This is a genomic window from Natrialba sp. SSL1, assembly GCF_001861355.1.
In the GTDB taxonomy this organism is placed as follows: domain Archaea; phylum Halobacteriota; class Halobacteria; order Halobacteriales; family Natrialbaceae; genus Natrialba.
Window position 1 is genome coordinate 245,222 of the sequence record NZ_MASN01000035.1, and the last position, 16,714, is coordinate 261,935.

Genomic DNA, 16,714 nt, shown 5'->3' on the forward strand with positions numbered 1-16,714 from the left:
GTGTTACCAGACCAGTGCGCCGTCGTCGTACTCGAAGTTCGATGCGAACAGCTCCCGCGCAGCGTCGACGTTGAGCTCGCCGTCCTCGCCCTCGAACGTCGTCACCAATTCGCCGTCGTCCCAGGCGAGCGAGTCGGGGACCCACTCCTCGGCGACCGGCGTCGCGACGGGCCGTGCGCTGTCCTCGGCGGCAAACACTTCCTCGGCGACCCACTGTTTGTCGACCAGTTGTGAGACCGCACGACGGAAGTGCGTGTTCCCACACGGCATGCTGCGAGTGTTGAATCCGATATGGTAGAACGACCACGACGGAGACTCGACGAACGAAACGGCATCGTCGTCGATCGTCGACTCGAGTGCGTACGTATCGAGTTGGGTTGTCGTAATATCGGCATCGCCGTTTGCGACCCGTTCGACGGACGAACTCGTTCCCGGATCGACCTCGAAGTGGAGTTCGTCGGCGGTTGGCGCTGGCAGGTCGTGATCGTCGTCCCGGAGCGTGAAGTGATCCTCAAAGCGCGTGAGCGTAACGGAGGTGCCTGCGTCGTGGGAGTCGTACTTGTAGGGGCCGCTGCCGGTCGGCGGCGCGTGGTTGCTCCTCACGATGCTCCAGTCACCCTGTGTCGGCGACAAGTCATCGTCTGCGGACTCGACACTGCTCTCGAGATGGGTGATCCAGGGCGAGTCCGGGCCGGCTGGAAGGATCGGCACCGTCAGCGCGCGCTCGGCGACGGCTCGGTCCGTCGAGAACGAGATCGTGAATCGGTACTCGTCCTCGACGGTGACGGAGTCGACGGCGCTCACGTGGCCCTGATACCGTGGTGCAGGCGAGGCGCTCGCGGCGCGTCCGTACGTCGTGTCCGCGAGGAAGCGGTAGGTGAACGCAACGTCCTCGGCGGTGAGGGGGATCCCACTCTCGCTACCGTTGGCATCGCCACCGTCTGCGTCAGTGCCGTCGTCGGTGTGGTCGTGGAACGTACAGTCCTCGCGGATGTCGACGGTCATGGTTCGGTTCTGGGCGTCCCACTCCCAGTCGGTCGCGAGCCACGGCTCGATCGAGACGTTTGCCGCGTCGATTACTTCTTCGCCCGCTCGTGTCTCCTCATCTGTCGCTTCCGCCTCGTCGGGAACGGACCACGTTGGAACGGCGAGCGAGTCGTACAGCAGGTCGACGATAACGCGTTGCTCGTGTGTCGTCGGAGAAAGCGGGTTGAAGGTCTGGGCCAGGCGCTGGTCCGTGACGAGTGCGTGAAGCTGTTCGGTGTCGGACGACGCGTCGGACTCGAGTCCGAGGTAGCCGTTGCCGGTCGTGAGGTAGTTCTCGTCCCAGCCGTCGAATCGGTCCGTTCGAACGGCTCGGTACTCGTTCGACACGCAGATCGGCTCGAACGGCTTTTCCTGTGCGATCCCCTCGAGCAGTGTTGCGATGGTCCGTTCGCGGTCAGCACCGGTCTCCGTGCGCTGGCGCTCGAGCAACCGATCGATTGTCAGCGTGTCGGTGAAGCCGAACGGGTTCTGCCACCCCTGGTCGTATTCGTACGTCGAGTGCAGCGTCTCGTAGAGAAAGTCCGGATCGAAGTCCGCAGGGTGGCGGCCAACGTAGAGATCGAAGTCGTGATCGATCAGGATCGCCTCCAGAAACTCGGATTCGGAGCGAGTGCTGATCGTCGCGTCGATGCCGACTGCCTCGAGGTTTGCCTCGAGATGGCGTGTGATTTCGGCAGTCTCTCTGTCCCCGTCGGCAGCGGGGAGCGAAAGGATAGAGAGCGAGACTTGTTCGGCGGCGTCGGAGTCGACGACGCTCTGGACGCGGTCGATACAGCCGCTCGCAGCGACCGAGAGACCGGTCGCACTGGCGGCGAGGAGCGACCGGCGGCTGTAGCCGGTGGTTGCGTCGGCGTCGGTGTTGACATTGGCGTCAGTGTTGACGTTGGCGTCGGGGCTAGTGTTGGTGTCAACGTCGTTGGACGGCAAACTCATGCGTTGCACCTCCGTTGGTCGCCGGCGTCGTTGTGGTCGTCTGCATACAGGCGGTCACGCACAGACCGCGCATCGGCTCCATCGCTGTCGGTCTCGCTTCGGCAGTCGTGTTTGGTGTCGTCATGCTGGATACTCAGGGAGGGGGCGGAACGGCTCGGTGGGACAGACGGGAATCGCGTATACGGTGGGTTCAGTTTCGATTCGATCCATCGACGTATCGTTATAGTGATGGTAACCGCGTGACGGGAACGCATAGCATCCGCTATTCGTACTGGTGATTTATGCGTGGAAACGGCATCCGTCAGCGGGTTGGTGGAGGGCTGTAGCGCGTTCACGGGTGGTCGGTCGCAGGACGGTCAGTGGAGGGCGTCTCGTGCTGTAGTCACAGGGCGGGACAGTGCGGTCGGTCGTACACTTCAGTCCGTCGACACCCCCCGTATAAAACGCTTCGAAATACGGTGCTAGTAAACTACCTCACCCTACTTCGCTCACCACATACGTGGTTCGCTCGTTGAGGGTGGGGCTTTGATGTGGACTCCCGGCAATCAACTGTCGGCGGTTGGCCGATAGCCGTCGTCGTTCAACGTCCCACCATTTATACGCACGTCTACTGGTGCGTCTGCGCTCCCCGACGTGGGCGAGGAACGCAGTCTGTGTTGTCGCTTCCGCATATACCGCAGGCCGACGTTTTTCGCGCCGTTGTAGTCAGCGTTGATCTCGTACCCGCATTTGAGGCACTGGAACTGCTCGCCGTCGCGGTTATCCTTGTGAGTGAAGCCACAGTCAGTGTGTGAACACCGCTGGCTCGTGTGATCTGGCTCGACCTGTTCAACCGCGACACCGCAGTCCGGCGCTTTGTACTCAACGTACTCGACAAGACGACGGAACGCCCAGATGTGATGCCAGTCAGCGTGAGGCAGTCGCTCACGGATATCGGTCAAGTCCTCGAACACGATCACGTCGCACTCGTGGTCAACTGCTTCGTCAACGATCTCGTTGGCGACTGTGTGGATATACTGTTTGCGCCATGCTCGTTCTCGCTTTCCAAGCCGAAGCAAGGCGTTGTGAGCGGCTTGTGTCCCACGCTGTTGCATCTCTGCTCGGCGTTTTTCAAACTCCTGTATCCAGTGGTCGTACTCCTCACCACTCCAGAACGTGCCTGTTGACGCGACGGCAAGGCTATTCACGCCGAGGTCGATCCCGAGGACTGTCTGGTGCCCGGTATCGTCCGAACCCTCAATTTCAACAGCTTCACCGTCTGTGCCTATCTTCCGTGTTTTAACGTGGAAGTAGAACTCGTCGGTGCTTGGTCGTACTGGAGTGTACTCGTCCGAAACTCGTAGTCATCCGCAAGGACGTACTCCTCGTATGGTGTTGGACTGTCTGCTGGGAGTTCAAAATCACACTCGATGCGTCCGTTCACCGTCGAGAGTGAGATTTTGTTGCGGTAGAATGTCGCGCTCCGCTTGTCGTAGACCATACTCCAAGAGGTAAACTCTGGCTTGTTCGTCCGTTTGCCTTTCTTCCAGCGGTCAACACCACTATCGACGGCGTGAACGGCACGCCGGATGGCTTCTTGGACGAGATTCGCTGTCAGGTCAGTTTCCTCGCGGAGTCGGTTATACAAAGCATCTCTGGCTTTCACGTTCGAGGTGACGCAGTCTTCGTAGTCGGTGTTGTCCCAGCAGTAGTCACTGGCCTCGTTCGCGCAGTAGAGGAACTGGTCAGCAGTTTCGTGGAGGTCGTCGTGATACTCGTCGGGAACAACGAGTTTGACCGGCGCAGTTCGTCTGACCTCCATGTTTCAGATGTGGTTTCAACGGAACTTAATCATTGGGGAGTCGGTCGGCTGCTGTCTTGTGGTTTGCGTCACTCTGTGTCGGCTTCCTCCCCGGCCTACTCACTTCGTGCTTCCGACCAGTCGGAAGCCCTCGCTCCTTGAGGCCGGGGGCTCCGCCTCGAAACTGCTGAACGGTGGGGTACTCGAGTAAGCCCGGTCGAACTGAGCGCCAGACACACCGATATGATGTGGTTAAACCGTTCCTGAGACAAAACTGACGGGCGGAGTGTGTGGACTTCCCCAGTTGGGACGGCTGGGACCAATAGGGTGCTGGAACTGATGGAACGCTGGAGCCGACGGAACAGAACACAACACCAATAGGCAAACCGGTACAAGCCGTGGCCATGACCGTCGCCGAGGAACGGATCGGTCGCCTTCACGACCTCGCTCGAGCGGCGGCAGCCGACGGCGAGGACGACCGTGCGCGATACTACGTTCGACTCGCTCGTCGTGTCGCAGAGCGCAACCGATTGCCCCTCCCGCGTGAGTTTCGACGCTTCACCTGTGACGACTGCGACACCTATCTTCGCCCGGGCAAGAACGCACGGGTCAGGCTGCAGAACGGCCACGTCGTGATCTCCTGTGACTGTGGCGCACACGCTCGCTACCCCTACACGGAGCGCGAGGACAGTGTCGAGTCGGACACCGGCTCGGAATCGCCCACTGACGGGCGGTAACTGCGGATACCGGTATCGTGGCAGCGATGACAGCGCAGCCCCGTCTTCGAGAGGATTAACCGCCTGGACCCGATACGTGTCGGTATGGACCAGCAGAAACTCAAAGAGCGGGCCCACGACGTCGACGTTACCGTCTGGGTCGGCAAGAGCGGTGTCGACGCCGTCGTCGACGAACTCAACGACCAGCTCGCGGATCGAGACCTCGTGAAGGTGAAGTTCCTCCGCGCGGCCCGCGCCGGCAGTTCGACCGAGGAAAAGGCAGCGGGCCTCGCAGACAGCGTCAACGCACAGGTGATCGATACGCGCGGTCATACGGCCGTTTTCCACCGGTAGACTCCGGAAATCATCGGACAGCACCGATCATCTCCGGAAATCATTGGTAGGTGCCGACAACCACCGGAAACCACAGACAACCACCGACGACCACCAGCACGGTCGACACGCGGCGAAAAGACACACAGCGACTCTTTTACAACAGATAGGCCACGCCGATCTAGGCCGCCGACTCCGTCGACACCAGATAGACGCCAACCGCCATCACAGCACCGCCCAGCACGAACCGCGAGCCGAGCGACTCACCCAGCACCGCCGCTCCGAAAATCGCCCCGACAACCGGCTGGACGAAGAAGAACGCCGAGATGACGCTCGCGTCGACGTACTCGAGTCCCTTGTACCAGAGATACCACGCGGCCGCGGTGCCGAGAAGACCGAGGTAGAGCACCGCGACGACGAGTTCCGGCGTCACCGGAATCGAGGACAGCGAGGCGTCAGTGCGGGCGAGTTCGACCGGCACGAGGACGGCGAGCATGGGCACCGCAGCGACACAGGAGTACGTCGCCGTCTCGAGTGCGGAGTAGCGTTCAATCAGCGGCTTCCCGAGAACGGTGTACAGCGCCCACGTCGCGCTCGCGAGCAGGAGCATGAGGATGCCGGTCGTCGCGACGCCGGCGAGTTCGGCGAGGTGGTACTGCCCGGAGAGGACGATGACGGTGCCAGCGGTCGCGATAGTGATCCCAGCGACGAGCCGCGGGGAGAGGTCCTCGCCGAGCAGGGAGACGCCGAGCAGGATCGTGAAGATCGGCGTGAGGACGGTGATGAGCGAGCCCTGGCTGGCGGTCGTCAACGCGGTGCCGACGAACTGGGTTGCGAGCGAGGCGGCGACGACCGCACCGAGAACCGCGAAACTGAGCAGGTCTCGCCGGGAAAAGCGCCGGCGGGGGTAGACGTAATTGACGACGGTGAGCAGGGCAATCGCGCCGACGGCGACCCGCAGAAACGCGAGCGTCAGCGGCGGGACGGCATCGAAGCCCCACTTGCTGACGCCGTAGAGGCCGCCCCAGAGCGCTGCGGCGGCGAGCGGGGCCAGTGCGAAGAGATACGGCGAGATCGGCGGCAGCGAAACGGCTTTCCAGTACACATTCAGAGTAGGGACTGTCCGGGAATGGGTGCTATCGTTAGGATGTTAACTTCGGTTGGTTCGTGTCCGCTCGCCTGCGTCAGAGAGGGGAACAGGAGCAAGAACAGAAACAGAAACAGAACAAACAACCACCAGTCCAGAAACAGTCACTCCCTGGCGAGTCACGTATGCTCGCAGTCTCCCTCGGGCCAGTCGAGTCGACCACTTTGCGATTCCCCACTGGACTCGAGTACACCCACCATCGGAGCCAATAACTTCTGCTCGGCGCGACGGAGCGTCTTCGAAACCGCGGCGTCCGAGACGTCGAGGTCGGCTGCGAGGTCGCCGAGCGTTGCCGTCCGCGGGACCGCATAGTAGCCGCCGGCGACAGCCCGGTGAAGGGTCTCGCGCTCAGTTTCGGTGAGTTGTCGCGCGCCCTCGAGGACGGTGGTCCCGACCGCATCGGCACGGACATCCGCCAGCACCGTCTCGGGGTCGAGGCGCTGGCGGTCGTGGACCTCGAACTCGTCGTCGTGGTCGCTGAGGACGGCCAGCGTGTGCTCGGCGGCGCGCTCGTCGTCGAAGCCGATCTGCCAGCGCTCGCGGCCGTCGACGTTCTCGAAGGGCGCAGTGAGGTAGCCCCCGTTGGCGACGACGGTGCCCATCGTCACGGTCGTCCCCATCGTCAGATGGACGCGCGCGGTTCCACCCTGCTTTGCGAGTAAGTTGAAGGAGTCAGTCTCCGGATGTGCGCGGATCACGTCCAGCCCGTGCTCAAGTGCGGTCCGGTCTGCGGCGTCTGCGAGGATGCGCAACTCGAGTTGGGAACGGTCGTGGTCGTAGTGCCAGTGTGGGGTGACGAATGCGACCTCGTGGGCGTCGCTGGCCGCGCTCAGTGGGCAGTCGTCCTGCCGGATCGAAAGCGCGAGGCTGATCATACGTATGCCTCGGGGTCGACGGCTAATCGTGTTGTGGTCGCGGCTGGAACTGCGCTGGGTGGTGTGGGTGTTACGGGTAGTACGGCTGTTGCCGGCCACCGTTGTGCCTGTGGCCGACGCTGAACGAGTAGAATGCAGTATGAATGTGGAGGCCGCGATTGCCCGGCGTTCCGGCCGGGGGAATCCCGGTTGCCTTCTCCACCCCGCGACCCGTCGAGCGACAGGTGTCCGGCGGTCCACTGCTCGCTTCCGCGCCTGATGGGCTGTCGCCGGCTAACCACGATGGGACGTCCCTGCGGACGGCCACCGTGGACCGCTGTCCCCGACGGACGAGGCTTCCACGTTGGCTCCCGGGGCCCCGGCCGGTCTGACCGGACGCCCGCGGTGTTCGGTCCCCGCTAATGACCATAGCGCGGGTAGTGAGCAGGGCCAAACTGCCCGACCTATCCACTCGAATGTAGCGTCCGGCTACTTAAGGACCTTTCGCCTCGCCAACCGCACGACGGCAGTCTACTCGCCTCGCTCAGTTCATCCAGTTCATCCAAATCAGCCAGGTCACTTACCTCACCCAGACCGCCCAGACCACTCAGACCGCTCAGACCGGTCAAACCACCCAGTCCATCCAGACTGCCCAGACTACTCAGACCACCCAGTTCATCCAGTCCACGACAATCTCTCCCAACGAATACACAACCCTCTCCAGCCTCACTGCACACCGTCGCCGTCACCATCAGTCCGCTCTCGACCCTGTTCGTACACCTCCCGAACCCACTCCAGCTGTCGATCCGTTCCCGACAGTATAAGCGAGTCACCCGACTCAAGTACCATCCCATCTGGATCGCTGTAGAACGCCCCCGCTCGCTCGAGTGCGACGACGGCACAGCCGGTCTCGCGCTGAATACGTGCCTGTGAGAGTTCTGTCCCACTGCGTGCCGGGACCGCGACCTGTTCGATCACCACCCGATCGCCGAGTCGCATCGTCTCGTGTTCGAACACCCGGAGCATGATCATCCGGCCCGCAACGCTTGGCAGTGCGAGCACGTCAGACGCCCCTGCCGTTCGCAACGCGTTCACATTGGCTGTCGTCTCTGCGCAAGCAATGATCCGCACTGCTGGATTCAGCGCCCGCGCAGTCAACGTTGCAAGGATCGTCTCGGCATCCGACTCGAGTGCAACGAGAAACGTCTGTGCATCCCTGATCCCTGCCTCGATGAGAACCGCTTCCTCGGTCGCATCACCAACGACGTCGCTCTGCGCTGCGGGATCGGTGTCGATCACCGTCGTTTCGACGCCCGCCCGTTCGAGCGTTCCACGGGTGGTCGCGCCGACCAGACCCCGGCCAGCAACGACGACCCGACCACCGGTCTCTCGGTACTGCGTTCCCCGCGTGCCCGTTCGCTCGGCGACCGCTGCCTGCGCTGCTTCCGTGCCGACGACGACCAGTGTCGTGTTCTCGTCGACGCGAACGTGTTCTGAGAGCACGGTGACGAAGTCGCCACGCACCCAGGCACCGAGCACCGTCGCCCCAGTTCGCTCGAGCCGCCGCATCGACGCGACCGTCTCTCCGAACAGCTCCGACTCGGGATCGACGTGGTACTCGAGAACGTCGTATGCTTCCTCGAACGCGTCGCGGTCGTCGACTGCGAGTGTGACGACAGTCCGGACGCGGTCGCCGAGTGCCTTGCCGAGTCGGTGTTTCGGCAGCAGGACCTCGTCGACGCCGGCATACCGGAAGTACCGGGCCAACGAGAGCTCGCCGACGAAGGCGAAGATTGGGACCGAGGGGGAGGACGTTTCGATGGTGAGCGCGGCTCGCAGTACGTCGCGCTCTGTAGCGTCGACGACGACGGCACGGGCTTCGTCGAGTCGGGCAGCCTCGAGGCCGTCGGTGGTCGTCGGATCACGGTGTAAGACGGTCAACGAGGATTCGTAGAGCGATTGGGCTCGCTCCGGATCGCCTTCGACGATGACGTGGGGCGTTCCGTTGGCCGTCAGTTCGTCGATGAGTTGTTCGCAACTGGCAGTGTAGCCGACGATGACGACGTGGTCCGTGAGCGCGTCGGTTTCCGTTGGCGGCGTCGGCTCCACCATCTGCTGAAGCCAGGGGATGACGAACTGCGGGATTGCGACGGCGATGTAGGCGATTCCGGTCACCTGGATGAGCAGCACCAAGACGGTCATCTCGAGGGTTTCCCAGGGCGCGTCCTGCCCGTAGCCGGTGGTAGTCATCGACTGGACGACGATTTCCAGCGCCTGGTACCAGGTTCGTGACTCGCCCTCGAAGACAGCCATTCCCCACTGGTACGTGAGGGTGTAGACAGCGAGCAGGACGACGAACGATGCCAGATAGACAACTAGACGTCGGGTCAGTGCAACCAACGGGCCACACCCCTGAGACGGCCTTTCGGCCAGCGTCGGGACCGCGGCCGGTGTCGGGACCGTTCCGACGGGTTCGGCTCGGACATACCGATTCCACACCGTGTGAGAGCATGAGGTTTGGTGGGTTGCCGTTCGCCGTCCGTCGTTCGCCGTTCTACGTCCGCTATCCACTGGTATCGACCGGCGATATGAGAGCCGCTCGTTTCGTCGTCCAGTCGGAGGAAAAAGCCCATTAGCCAGCCGCTGTATGTCTGATACATGGGACTTGGCAGCACCGCAAAGAAGATTCAGGGCCTCTCCGACCGCGCCGAAGCGATGTACAAGCAGGTACAGCAGCTTCAACAGCGCATCACTAACCTCGAAGGCGAGGTCGACGACACGCACGACACCGTCAAGCGCATGGATCACCAGATCGCAGAACAGCGCCAGTTGCTGCTCGCGATCGCCGACGAGCACGATATCGACGGTGAACAGATCCTCGCTGATGCAGCAATCGACGACGCCGACGACCTCGCCGCGGCCGACGCAGAAGGCGAGACCGGTGAGGGCGACGAAGGAGGTTCAGAGAGCGAAGCCGGTGCAAGCGCTGACGCTGGCGAACAGCCCGCCGAATAGATCCGATACGTTCCACCCGCGTACGTCGTTTCTGTAGCCGACACAGAACACCAGACTCGCTCCGCTGTGGCTTGGGAAAGACGGTAACCGAGTGACGGAAGCGTGACACGGATACAAAAAGAAAGGGAAGACCTAACAACAGTGGCAACATTTGCCAGCACGATGACGACCCACGAGCGACCGTTGGACTCGGTGCTCGAGACGATCGGGCAAACGCCCCTCGTACGGATTCGAGACGGCCCGCAGGGCGTCCGAATCTACGCCAAACTCGAGTCGTTCAACCCAGGCGCGAGCGTCAAGGACAGGATCGGCCGCTACATGCTCGAGCGGATGCTCGAACGCGGCGACGTTCCCGCGGGCGGCACGGTCATCGAGCCGACTGCAGGCAACACGGGCATCGGCTTCGCGACGGCCGCCCAGCAGCTCGGCCTCGACGCCATCTTCGTCGTCCCCGAACGCTTCAGCGTCGAGAAACAGCAACTCATGGCCGCCCTCGGTGCCGAGGTCATCAACACGCCGACGGAGGACGGCATGGGCGGTGCGATCGACCGCGCACACGAACTGGCCGACGAACTCGACGACGCCGTCGTCCCCCAGCAGTTCGCGAACCCGCTGAATACGGAGGCCCACTACGCCACCACCGGCCCCGAAATCTACGAGGCACTCGACGGCAACGTCGGGGCCATCGTCGCCGGCTGTGGCACCGCGGGCACGCTGATGGGCATCGCCCGCTACGCCCTCGAGCAGGACCCGGACACCTACGTCGGCGCAGTCGAACCCGACGGCTCCGTCTACGGCGAACTGCTCGGCGAAGATCGTGAGGAAGGCGAGTACAAGATCGAAGGTATCGGCACCCACAACGTCGAGACGAACGAACTGTTCGACCCCGAACTCGTCGACGCGGTGTATCCGGTTGCGGACCGTGATGCGCACGCGGAACTCGAGCGACTCGCACGCGAGGAAGGACACCTGGTCGGCTCGAGTGCCGGTGCCGCCGGCGTCGCCGCGAAGCAGGTCGCCCGCAAGATCGCCGACGGCGAGATCGAGACACCCCACGACACCGTCGTTACTGTGTTCGCAGACTCGAGTGAGCGCTACCTCTCGAAGGGAATCTACCGCTCGTTCGAGGAGTGGAGTTCCTAAGCACCGCGTCGGCGGTGGCACGATTCAGTGTGGGGGTACTCGAGTGTTGGCTGTGTGACTGTGACTATAGCTGTGTGACTGTGACCGTGACTGAGATCGCGATCGTCGCCACAAGTATGTGACCGACGCCGCCAACGCTCCTGTTCCACGGCGACAGCAGCTGCCAACGGCTCCTATTTCACACCGATGGCAGCCGCCAAAAGTGCCAGATGTATGTATGCGTGCGTGTACGAGAACCAGTATCAGTACCAGTACGCGTGCGAGTGCAAACACCTGCTCTCACGGGAGAGACAGACGTTGTGAGTCCAGCTCCTCGACAGTCTCCGAGCGAAGGCCGATTGCAGCAATCAGCCGTTATCCGGCCGTCGAGGACTGCTGGAGCGTCGTCGCATCGACAACCTCGAATTCGTCATCGCGCTCGACCTCCCACACCCGGAGGACGAGATGTGCCTTGCAGTGGTGCTCGACGACGTCCATGCCCGTCTGCCGGTTCCGCAAGACGAGCTGACAGACCCCGTCGTTGGAACAGTTCCCGGACCGGTCACACATAGGTACGTCTCTCGTGTAGTCCGCTGGTATGTAAGTCTCTGTCGGTGGTACCCCTCAGTGTTTGATCAATGGCCGGCGCTCCCCGTCACCAGGCCCACGACGCCCGTTTTCGATCTCGGTCAGGCAACGAGTCTCCGGTGATCGACCTTGAGACACCGATCCTGTACGACACGGTACCCTGCGTCCACGGCGCGCTCGGCCGCCTGATCGTCACGGATCCCCTGCTGGAGCCAGATCACGTCGCCAACCTCGTACTCGAGTACCGATGCGATGACATCGGCAACCTCTGCGCTCGGGCGGAAGACGCAGACGATGTCGATGTCGATGTCGACGTCGACATCCTCCTCGTCGTCGGTACCTGACTGCTCGGCGACCGCTGCGAGCGATTCAAACGCCTCTCGGCCGAAAATCTCGTCCGCGAACGGATTCACCGGAATCACGTCGTAGCCCTGTTCGAGCATATACGCCGGCACGCCGTGGGCCGCCTTCCCCGGCGTCCGCGAACAGCCCACGACCGCGATCGTCTCGGACTCGAGTATCTCCCGGAGCGCGTCCGGCTCGTTGGTTCCCACGGTGGCCGTCATAGTATCGTGTAGCGACTCCAGGCTGTTGTATGATTCGCCGCGCTCGCCTCCTCGCGCGGCACTTGCGTGGCTGTGACTGGTCCCTGTCAGATCTCACTCGCTCGCACACCGGACGGCTCAAAACACGTTGACCTCGAGTGCCGCCCGTCCCACGATGAACGCCAGCGCCGCGAGGAAGGTGCCGTACTTGAGATGGGTTTGCCCAATCGTCGGGTCCGTGAAACTCTCGTACACCGCCACGATCATGATCGCGTTCGCCGGGAGCACGAGCAGGAGGTACTCGAGTTCGAAGTAGCCGAGCACGTAGGGCAGCGGACTTGCGATCACGCCGATCACGAGCAAGACGGTTGCGACGTACAGCGACTGGCGCTCGCCGATGGCGATCGGGAGGGTGTTCAGCCCCTCTTCGCGGTCGCCTTCGATATCCTCGACATCCTTGATGATCTCGCGAGTGAGCGTTGCGATCGCCGCGAGCGCGAAGAGGACGACTGCGGGACCGATCTCGCCGACCGCCGCCGCGCCGAAGAGGAAGGTGCTCCCGACGAGGTAGGCCACCAGCGCGTTTCCGAGGCCGGGGAGGCCCTTGAAGTACTCCGTGTAGGCCACCAGCGCGACCAGGTTGATCCCGGCGATGGCGAGCGCTGCCAGGGGCAGGGTGAGTGCGAGCCCGACTGCGGCCGCGAAGAGCACGATACTGAACACGAGTGCGCCACGCGGACTCACTGCACCGCGGGGGATCGCCCGGTCGGGCTGGTTGATCCGGTCGATCTCCCGGTCGAAGTAGTCGTTGATCGCGTTTCCGGCACCGACTGCGAGCCCGGTTGCGGCGACTGCCGCGCCCGTCTGCAGTGGATACGAGCCAAGGCCGCCAGCGACGAACGCGCCGATGAACGTCAACACGCTCGCGGCCAGCACGTTCACCGGTCGTGTCAGCTCGAGCAACCCGCGAACCGTCTCCCCCGCTGTCATTGCCGGGAGTGCTCAGGCAGGCCGGTTAAACCGTACGGTCCGCGTTCGACGGGCATCCGACTCAGCGTGCCCGCGACGACAGGTGTAGCAGTGGCGCTCCATTACACCGACTGCACACTAACTTCACACCAACTGCACTCCACTCCCCCTACCGCCACCGCCCGAGTTCACAACACACCGACTCCGACACCGACAGCCACGCCTCCGCTCGCTCGACCTCACTCGCATCCGCCGGGATCAGGGTCACCGTTCCCGGCTCAGTGTGGTGCAACTCGAGTGCATCGGACGCATGAGGGGTGGATTCGTCGGTGGCTGTAAACTCGCGTGCGGTCATCAGCGGTGTCTTTGGCTCCCAGATAAAGACCGGTCACGGTCGTTTTCACAGGGTGGGAATGACTGAGTGGAGTGTGGGTGAGCGGGTGGATCGGGGTATGGTGGTGCCTGTCGGAAGCGGTGAAAATCGAGTGACTTATAGGAGGTCGACGGATACGGAAGGGTGCGGGCGCTTAGCTCAGTCTGGACAGAGTACTTGGCTTCGGACCAAGCTGTCACGGGTTCAAATCCTGTAGCGCCCATGTTTCTGTCGCGAACAACTTCGTGAGCGACAGATACTGGATCGCGAAGGATTTGAACGAGACGAGGCGGGATGCGAACGAAGTGAGCGACCGTCTCGGCGTAGTTCACAATCCTGTAGCGCCCCGAACTATTGCTACACGACACTATTATACTTGAGTACCCGCCGCCATCTAAAGGCGGACAGTCGACTCTAGTGGTGGTCCTCAGAGGTGTGAAGTGCGGTCCGGCAAGGAGCCGGTGGTCTGGTGGGTATCTCAGTGAACAGTCAGTATTGATTTGAGGATAAACATCATATCGGAAATTATGGCTACTGGTTGGGAGCCGACAAAGCATTTCATACAGAAGACAACGCCATTTGAGGGCTTAAAGGAAATCCGTTCTATGTTTCTCGATTTTCTGAAGGCAAAATACTTAGATGACCCTTTTGTGAAGAAAGTATTTAGCAAATGGGATAATCCAACCTTAGTGGAAAAAGCAAGCCAATCAAGTCAAAGAGCACGAGAATATAATCCTCACGAAGAAGTCGATGAGTTTGTCGGCTTTCTGAACAGCGTTAGCGCGAAAATCAACTACCTACTAGCGTTTCTTCTGGTGGTTACCACGTATGCAGGGTTAGAATCTAGATCCTTTTTCGCATATTGGTTTTCTAATGGTGTTTCACTAATCACGTTTCTACCGGCCACTGTTGTTGCGATCCCTGTCCTTTATTTAGGGCTGTTGAGGATGAATAGTGATACAATAAAAACATACAATGAAAATTTAGTCATTCCAGAGAGTGAAATACGGAGGATGTCACGGAAGAGGGCAGACGTTGTTAGCTATTATTTATGGAATAGATGCCTCAAAGGCCAGAAATTCACATCTCTTCTGGCTCTTTGTTATATACTGGAATGCTTATCGAATTTCCCAGTGATCCGTCGATGGATGAGCAGTCCCACCGAGTACATTCTAAAAGTACTGAACCGTCATTGGGACGTATACAAAAACGAGGGTAGCTATCTAAGCGTTGCTCGAACTACGATGAGAAAGGAATGGAAAAAGCGCAATAAGCGGTCATAACTTGCCAAAGACTATCTGGTGTGTTTCTTCCCCTTGAAGTATTGCCAAAATCGGATTCCTAAATATGCACACAAAAAAGAGCAAGCCGTGTGCACAAACCGGATTAAGTAGCATGAGAAATAGACGTTCTTCCTGTTGACCGCCAGCGCCTGCCAATTTGGAGAGGACATAAACCGCTTAATAATCATCAAAACTAGCAGTTCAGGGTTTGTGTGCGGGTATGCGGGTTCGACTGCCCTTCTCGGAATGCAACCGAAGTCAATCTAAGAATACCAATACAGCCCTTACATAAGAGTAGCAGGCTTCTTGAACCCAAATCATACGTCTGTACTTTCTCTTCTTCCCGCCCTCCAGCGGTAGATATAAGTCACTACCAGTTAACAATTAGAACGGAAGCCGCGACGTTGGGGTACGGAAATGCCCCGGGTGCTGGAACACCCAAGGCGTGGCTTCTAAGCGCGTTTCGCCGAAGCCATGATTGCGTACATTCTCACGGGATATAAACATCCCGCACGATTGACGCATCGCCGCGTCCACCCAGTAGCGTTGCTCTTGTCCGGATTTAGCGATGGAGTTGTCGGCAGAGCAATCGTCGGCAACCCCACCGACGTTCCGAGGTGGTCCCAATGGACCTAAGTGACGACGACGGGCCCCGTGATCTCGATGGTCACGATGCCGACCGAGGCGATGCTCGACGGAGTGACGCGACCCAAGATGACCAAGACAGCCAAGCCAACCGAGGCAACCAAGCCAATCACAACGACAACCACACCACCGACCACACAGACACCGACGACCAGACGACCACCAACTACGAATTCAGACCGTGCCCACGATGCAACACCCCCATCCGCCGCACGACGATAATCGGCCCCACCGACGCCGTCGCCGGCCCCTGTGGCTGTCGCATCGCCCCACCGATCCCCGACCAGAAAACCCACACCAATCAGCCCACGCAGGTCACCCACCCCGATCGAACTGACGAGTCCTAACTCGAGTTCCCTCCGACTCTACACTCGTCCCTTGCCTGTTCCTCAGTCCCTCATTGGGGGGCGAAACGGGGCCGCACGCAGTCGGATCACGGCGGAATATCGAGTGTCGGGCAGTGTGTGTGCGCGTGATGGGTGGGATTCACCGGAATCCAAGTCGGAACCACCACCAAAACCACCACAACCACCACCGACCACACCATCACACCCAAGCACATTGCGTGGCACTCGAGTCGAAACCGCGATCCGTCTGCGGTCGCAGGGCATTGTAGTGAGGCCCACGGACTCCACGAGAGAATTCGTCCAGAAGAGAACCTGATCCCGATGGTCGCGATCTCCTGACCCGACCTGACCCGACAGCCGAGTTATCGACAGCTGCTCACCGACCAACCGTCCGAGTCGCAGGCTCTGCCGTCGCGTGCGCCGAACTGACCGTTCGCGAGAGCGTTTCGGCGAACTCGAGATACTCCTCATCGAGCCGGGCCTGCCAGGCGGTTTCCCCAGTATCGGTCTGGAGCTGGATGTGAACCGTATCCTCGGGGGTGTTGAACGCTTCCGCGAACAGGACGAGACTCAGAACACCGACGCCGAGACCAACGAGTAGGAGGACCGTTGCGGGTCCCTCCGCGTCGATCGCGCCGAAGAGAGCGAGCGAGATGAGTGCGAGGACCAGTGAGACGATGGCTGAGAGGAGCTTGTCCTGATGGAAGTCGGGGGTCGTATTGTGCTCGATCGAGACGCCACCGAGTTGGTCGAGGTACGTTGTGTCGACCACCGTCGTGGAGTTCTCTCGGCCGCGTACTTCGAGACTAAGCAGTTGCCGGTCGGTGAGGACGCCGATTTCGTGGCTGGTGGAGTAGCCATCGATCGTCGTTTCGCCCTCGTCGATAAACGGCTTGAGTCTGTTGAGTGATTCCTGTGAGACCATCAATAGCTGAAACTCTCAGCGGAATGAATTTATTCTTTCGTTAGAATTGACGTTTGAGACCAAGACAAAATCGACGGTGGACAGACTGATGC

General features: G+C 60.9%; 15 protein-coding genes, 1 tRNA gene, 1 other RNA gene and 1 pseudogene. 7 read left to right on the forward strand and 11 right to left on the reverse strand.

Going from position 1 to position 16,714, the window contains the following annotated elements:
• Positions 1-3: 3 nt before the first annotated feature.
• Both BBD46_RS12170 and BBD46_RS12175 read right to left on the reverse strand, forming a co-directional pair.
• Positions 4-1,980, reverse strand: a complete 1,977-nt coding sequence (locus tag BBD46_RS12170; protein WP_253184558.1) for an ABC transporter substrate-binding protein — start codon at positions 1,978-1,980, stop codon at positions 4-6.
• A 545-nt stretch (positions 1,981-2,525) separates the two neighbouring features.
• Positions 2,526-3,781, reverse strand: a pseudogene (locus BBD46_RS12175) (RNA-guided endonuclease InsQ/TnpB family protein).
• 383 nt (positions 3,782-4,164) lie between these two features.
• Between BBD46_RS12175 and BBD46_RS12180 the strand changes: the two are divergent.
• Together BBD46_RS12180 and BBD46_RS12185 are read left to right on the forward strand one after the other, a co-directional pair.
• Positions 4,165-4,497 (forward strand): ribonuclease P protein component 4, encoded by a 333-nt coding sequence (locus BBD46_RS12180; RefSeq protein WP_071401969.1) that lies wholly within the window; start codon positions 4,165-4,167, stop codon positions 4,495-4,497.
• Positions 4,498-4,581: 84 nt separating this feature from the next.
• Positions 4,582-4,830, forward strand: coding sequence for a YhbY family RNA-binding protein (locus tag BBD46_RS12185; RefSeq protein ID WP_071401970.1), 249 nt, complete (start codon positions 4,582-4,584; stop codon positions 4,828-4,830).
• Positions 4,831-4,990: 160 nt separating this feature from the next.
• Here the strand turns inward: BBD46_RS12185 and BBD46_RS12190 are convergent, their stop codons facing one another.
• The 4 genes from BBD46_RS12190 to BBD46_RS12205 all read right to left on the reverse strand — a co-directional run bounded on the left by BBD46_RS12190 (position 4,991) and on the right by BBD46_RS12205 (position 9,210).
• Positions 4,991-5,914 carry a DMT family transporter gene (locus BBD46_RS12190; RefSeq protein ID WP_071401971.1) on the reverse strand — a complete coding sequence of 308 codons (924 nt, stop codon included), beginning with the start codon at positions 5,912-5,914 and terminating at the stop codon, positions 4,991-4,993.
• A 161-nt stretch (positions 5,915-6,075) separates the two neighbouring features.
• Positions 6,076-6,831 (reverse strand): helix-turn-helix domain-containing protein, encoded by a 756-nt coding sequence (locus BBD46_RS12195; protein WP_071401972.1) that lies wholly within the window; start codon positions 6,829-6,831, stop codon positions 6,076-6,078.
• A gap of 142 nt (positions 6,832-6,973) precedes the next feature.
• Positions 6,974-7,285, reverse strand: an RNA gene (gene ffs, locus BBD46_RS12200) — signal recognition particle sRNA.
• Positions 7,286-7,536: 251 nt separating this feature from the next.
• The gene (locus BBD46_RS12205) at positions 7,537-9,210 is read right to left on the reverse strand and encodes a potassium channel family protein (protein WP_071401973.1); all 1,674 of its coding nucleotides are present in this window, start codon (positions 9,208-9,210) and stop codon (positions 7,537-7,539) included.
• Between the two features lie 258 nt (positions 9,211-9,468).
• Here BBD46_RS12205 and BBD46_RS12210 point away from each other — a divergent pair, with 258 nt between their 5' ends.
• Together BBD46_RS12210 and BBD46_RS12215 are read left to right on the forward strand one after the other, a co-directional pair.
• Positions 9,469-9,825 carry a DUF5798 family protein gene (locus tag BBD46_RS12210; RefSeq protein WP_071401974.1) on the forward strand — a complete coding sequence of 119 codons (357 nt, stop codon included), beginning with the start codon at positions 9,469-9,471 and terminating at the stop codon, positions 9,823-9,825.
• A gap of 162 nt (positions 9,826-9,987) precedes the next feature.
• Positions 9,988-10,968: a PLP-dependent cysteine synthase family protein gene (locus tag BBD46_RS12215; protein ID WP_071401975.1), complete on the forward strand. Its 981-nt coding sequence runs from the start codon at positions 9,988-9,990 to the stop codon at positions 10,966-10,968.
• Positions 10,969-11,322: 354 nt separating this feature from the next.
• Here the strand turns inward: BBD46_RS12215 and BBD46_RS12220 are convergent, their stop codons facing one another.
• The 4 genes from BBD46_RS12220 to BBD46_RS12235 form a co-directional block, all read right to left on the reverse strand.
• On the reverse strand, positions 11,323-11,517 hold the full coding sequence (locus BBD46_RS12220) for a hypothetical protein (protein WP_006654571.1): 195 nt from the start codon (positions 11,515-11,517) through the stop codon (positions 11,323-11,325).
• A gap of 119 nt (positions 11,518-11,636) precedes the next feature.
• A complete protein-coding gene (locus BBD46_RS12225; RefSeq protein WP_071401976.1) occupies positions 11,637-12,101 on the reverse strand; it encodes a CoA-binding protein in 465 nt (154 codons plus the stop codon).
• A 117-nt stretch (positions 12,102-12,218) separates the two neighbouring features.
• A complete protein-coding gene (locus BBD46_RS12230; protein WP_071401977.1) occupies positions 12,219-13,070 on the reverse strand; it encodes a geranylgeranylglycerol-phosphate geranylgeranyltransferase in 852 nt (283 codons plus the stop codon).
• A gap of 148 nt (positions 13,071-13,218) precedes the next feature.
• Positions 13,219-13,404: a DUF7511 domain-containing protein gene (locus tag BBD46_RS12235; protein WP_171908201.1), complete on the reverse strand. Its 186-nt coding sequence runs from the start codon at positions 13,402-13,404 to the stop codon at positions 13,219-13,221.
• A 166-nt stretch (positions 13,405-13,570) separates the two neighbouring features.
• On the opposite strand from BBD46_RS12235, the gene BBD46_RS12240 reads away from it, so the two are divergent.
• The 3 genes from BBD46_RS12240 to BBD46_RS12245 all read left to right on the forward strand — a co-directional run bounded on the left by BBD46_RS12240 (position 13,571) and on the right by BBD46_RS12245 (position 15,697).
• A tRNA-Arg gene (locus BBD46_RS12240) sits at positions 13,571-13,645 on the forward strand.
• A 304-nt stretch (positions 13,646-13,949) separates the two neighbouring features.
• Complete coding sequence (locus tag BBD46_RS22220; RefSeq protein WP_139173586.1) at positions 13,950-14,705, forward strand: hypothetical protein; 756 nt, start codon at positions 13,950-13,952, stop codon at positions 14,703-14,705.
• 626 nt (positions 14,706-15,331) lie between these two features.
• On the forward strand, positions 15,332-15,697 hold the full coding sequence (locus BBD46_RS12245) for a hypothetical protein (RefSeq protein WP_071401979.1): 366 nt from the start codon (positions 15,332-15,334) through the stop codon (positions 15,695-15,697).
• A gap of 376 nt (positions 15,698-16,073) precedes the next feature.
• Here BBD46_RS12245 and BBD46_RS12250 read toward each other — a convergent pair whose 3' ends face one another.
• Positions 16,074-16,622 carry a hypothetical protein gene (locus BBD46_RS12250; protein ID WP_071401980.1) on the reverse strand — a complete coding sequence of 183 codons (549 nt, stop codon included), beginning with the start codon at positions 16,620-16,622 and terminating at the stop codon, positions 16,074-16,076.
• Between the last annotated feature and the right edge of the window lie 92 nt (positions 16,623-16,714).

Coding starts and splice junctions, on each gene's coding strand:
- BBD46_RS12170 (WP_253184558.1), bottom strand. CDS start 1,980: ATGAGTTTGCCGTCCAACGACGTTGACACCAACACTAGCCCCGACGCC.
- BBD46_RS12180 (WP_071401969.1), top strand. CDS start 4,165: ATGACCGTCGCCGAGGAACGGATCGGTCGCCTTCACGACCTCGCTCGA.
- BBD46_RS12185 (WP_071401970.1), top strand. CDS start 4,582: ATGGACCAGCAGAAACTCAAAGAGCGGGCCCACGACGTCGACGTTACC.
- BBD46_RS12195 (WP_071401972.1), bottom strand. CDS start 6,831: ATGATCAGCCTCGCGCTTTCGATCCGGCAGGACGACTGCCCACTGAGC.
- BBD46_RS12210 (WP_071401974.1), top strand. CDS start 9,469: ATGGGACTTGGCAGCACCGCAAAGAAGATTCAGGGCCTCTCCGACCGC.
- BBD46_RS12215 (WP_071401975.1), top strand. CDS start 9,988: ATGACGACCCACGAGCGACCGTTGGACTCGGTGCTCGAGACGATCGGG.
- BBD46_RS12220 (WP_006654571.1), bottom strand. CDS start 11,517: ATGTGTGACCGGTCCGGGAACTGTTCCAACGACGGGGTCTGTCAGCTC.
- BBD46_RS12225 (WP_071401976.1), bottom strand. CDS start 12,101: ATGACGGCCACCGTGGGAACCAACGAGCCGGACGCGCTCCGGGAGATA.
- BBD46_RS12230 (WP_071401977.1), bottom strand. CDS start 13,070: ATGACAGCGGGGGAGACGGTTCGCGGGTTGCTCGAGCTGACACGACCG.
- BBD46_RS12235 (WP_171908201.1), bottom strand. CDS start 13,404: ATGACCGCACGCGAGTTTACAGCCACCGACGAATCCACCCCTCATGCG.
- BBD46_RS22220 (WP_139173586.1), top strand. CDS start 13,950: ATGGCTACTGGTTGGGAGCCGACAAAGCATTTCATACAGAAGACAACG.
- BBD46_RS12245 (WP_071401979.1), top strand. CDS start 15,332: ATGGACCTAAGTGACGACGACGGGCCCCGTGATCTCGATGGTCACGAT.
- BBD46_RS12250 (WP_071401980.1), bottom strand. CDS start 16,622: ATGGTCTCACAGGAATCACTCAACAGACTCAAGCCGTTTATCGACGAG.